2 protein-coding genes are annotated in these 3,015 nt (G+C 34.8%); both read left to right on the top strand.

The genetic code is table 11. The features are described from left to right. Positions 1 to 1,253, top strand: a 1,253-nt coding sequence (locus OQ5_RS0101085; RefSeq protein ID WP_016775719.1) for a DUF4153 domain-containing protein, incomplete at its 5' end; no start/stop codon positions are given. Between the two features lie 40 nt (positions 1,254 to 1,293). Then, complete coding sequence (locus tag OQ5_RS0101080; protein ID WP_016775718.1) at positions 1,294 to 2,769, top strand: type I restriction enzyme HsdR N-terminal domain-containing protein; 1,476 nt, start codon at positions 1,294 to 1,296, stop codon at positions 2,767 to 2,769. Positions 2,770 to 3,015 lie beyond the last annotated feature (246 nt).

Raw genomic sequence — 3,015 nt, 5'->3', positions numbered from 1 at the left:
CAGATATTAAAAAGCACATAGACAACCCCGTACAACTGGAAAAGTTGTACCGTGCCGATAAAAAAGGATTTGAACATGCATTCTTCGAAATCTACCCCGAAATTGCTGACAAGAACGCGGCTGACTTCTGGAAGACCAGGTTAGAATTTGATAACCCGGGCGAAGACAAAGAAAAAAAATGGAAGACAAATGTTTTGTATCTGATCATTACCTGCCTGGTGACCGGCCTGATGATAAAAATTCCTCAGCTAACCAACCTGGACATCAACACCTATTTATTCTATGAAAAAAATGCCGGATTAATTGTTTTTCTGGGCTTATCGGCATTTGTTATTTTAACCAAAAAACAGATTAACACCAAATTCCTGATTATTTCGGCAATTGTGTTTATTATATCAGCCATGTACATAAATCTGTTGCCGTCTGACAGAGACAGCCATTCGATTAACCTGGCTTATATTCATTTGCCCCTGTTTCTTTGGTGTTTATACGGGTTCATATTCATCGGTTTCGATGCAAACGACAGGATAAAACGAATCGATTACATCAAATATAATGGAGATTTAGCCATACTGGGAGCTATAATTTTAATTGCCGGTGGAATATTAACAGTCGTTACCCTTGGCTTGTTCTCGGCCATTGATTTGGATATTGAAAAGTTTTACTTCGATTATATCGTTATCATCGGATTGGTTTCCGTCCCGATTGTAGCAACTTTTGTCATCAATAGTTTTCCATCAATAACAACTAAGATTGCTCCGGTAATAGCAACTATTTTCAGCCCCCTGGTTTTAGTAACACTCATAATTTACCTGGTAAGTATTGTACTCACAGGGAAGGACCCATACAGCGACCGAGATTTTTTAATCGTTTTTAATCTCTTGCTGATCGGAGTTATGGCTATTATTGTGTTCTCTGTTTCAGAAACATCAGAAGGGGAAAAACAGAAATTCAGCGAGCTGACACTTTTAGTACTTTCAATAATTACCCTGATTGTTGATTTAATTGCGTTGTCGGCCATTGTCTACAGGTTAGGAGAATATGGCTTTTCCCCGAACAGAACAGCCGTATTGGGCTCAAATCTTTTGATTTTTGGTAATCTGGTATGGATTATGATTGAGTTGTACAGAGTATGCTGTAAAGGTGATGATATTAAAAAAGTGGAGTTAATCATCGCCAGGTACTTACCGGTTTATGCTCTTTGGACAATTTTTGTGACCTTTGGATTTCCGCTTATTTTCGGGATGAAATAAAACTATAGAAGTGTTGTTCACCAACCCCTAAATACATCACATGAAAATAAATCAGTTTATTTGGAATAATTATAAAGAGACAAAATCAGGACAAGTAATAATTAATCTTTTCAAGAATAGTTCTTACAATTCAATTCAGGTTTTAGCAAAAAAATATTTACCCCATAACGCGAATAAAGAGTTGGCAAATCTAAATTCATCATTATCACCTGAATTTCCTGAGATTCTAAACTTTGTTCAAGCTGAATTATTTTTTGATAGACTCATAGATAATGAAATTTGTAGGAAATATTTTAAAGGCAAACAAAACTATGAGTTTATACTTGACTATATTCCATTAATTTCCTTATGGCTTTATTCCAAATATCCTGATTATTTTAAGCCATATTTTTTCAGGTGTAAATTTTATGACTTTACCAGAATTTCAGACGCCTTTTCATTTGATTTACCTGACGTACCCCCAAAAAGGAACAAACGTGAAAGAGTAAAATATTACTTTGAGTTATGCAAATTGTTTTCAAAGTTTCAAAATGAAAATAACCTTAAGAATGAGGAATTCTGTGCATTTTTGTATGATTTTGCTCCAAAGTATGTTGCCGGCACTGAATCCTCAAGTAAAAAACTACCACCTCCCACAAAGGCTTGGATTGTCGGCGGTGATAAATTCGGTGATGATTTTAGCTTTATTGACAGCGCAAATATAAATTCAACATTCTTTTGGCAAGGGAATGTTGATACGAAACGCGGAGATATTATCATTATGTATTGTCTTGCTCCAAGAAGTTACATTCACTCAGTTTGGCGTGCAATCTCAGATGGAATTGCAGATCCATTTTTTTATTTCTATGGCAGCATTTATATAGGACATTGCATTAAAATACCCCCGATACATATATCCGAATTAAAGACAGATGAATATTTTTCGAAAAATCCTTTAGTGCGAAGGAATTTGCAAGGGATAAACGGATACTCCTTCTCATCCAGAGATTATAAAAGGTTACTCACCTTAATTTCTGCCAGGAATTTTGATACGGAAAAACTACCACAAATTTACAGACCAGAGATTTCATTTGATTTTGAATTAAAAACTGAGAGAGATGTAGAAATAAATCTTATTGAGCCGCTACTAAAAGAATTAGGTTATAATTCAAATGATTGGATAAGACAAATGCCTGTTCGAATGGGACGTGGAGAAAGATATTATCCGGATTATGCTCTCTTAGCATCGGTAGAAAAGGGATATGAAAAAGCTAAAATGCTTATAGAGTCAAAACTTTACATAAAAACAAACAAAGATTTAGAAGAGACTTTTAAACAAGCCAGATCATATGCAGTTAGATTAGAAGCTTCATTATTGATACTTTGCGACAAAGAATCAATTTGGATTTATGAAAAAGAAGACGGTAGCTTTGATAGAGCAAATTACATCAAGAAATTTTGGGGAGAAATAAACAACCCAGATAATTTTAATATGATAAAACTTAAAATTGGCAAAGACAGATTAATGAAAATCTAAAATGAGAACTACCTTCAATCAATTGCCTCACCGGATTACCATTCACATTCCTCCTGTAAAATCAACCTGTTTCAAAAGATAAACCTTCCATACAGGACTTCCCGATAAAACGGAACAGGCTGTACACGACGGTTCTTAAAACCATGGGATTTTATATTTTTTATCACTGCTGTCCGACTAAAATGAAACGGATTTAATGAAATCGTGTATTTATGTGCGTTCTGAATACTTTTACACAGTCCTGGA

The organism is Anaerophaga thermohalophila str. Valhall, assembly GCF_000250735.1.
Lineage (GTDB): Bacteria > Bacteroidota > Bacteroidia > Bacteroidales > Marinilabiliaceae > Anaerophaga > Anaerophaga thermohalophila_A.
The sequence above is the reverse complement of the archived record's forward strand: the minus strand, read 5'-3'. Positions and strand labels throughout refer to the sequence as shown.

Coding starts and splice junctions, on each gene's coding strand:
- OQ5_RS0101080 (WP_016775718.1), top strand. CDS start 1,294: ATGAAAATAAATCAGTTTATTTGGAATAATTATAAAGAGACAAAATCA.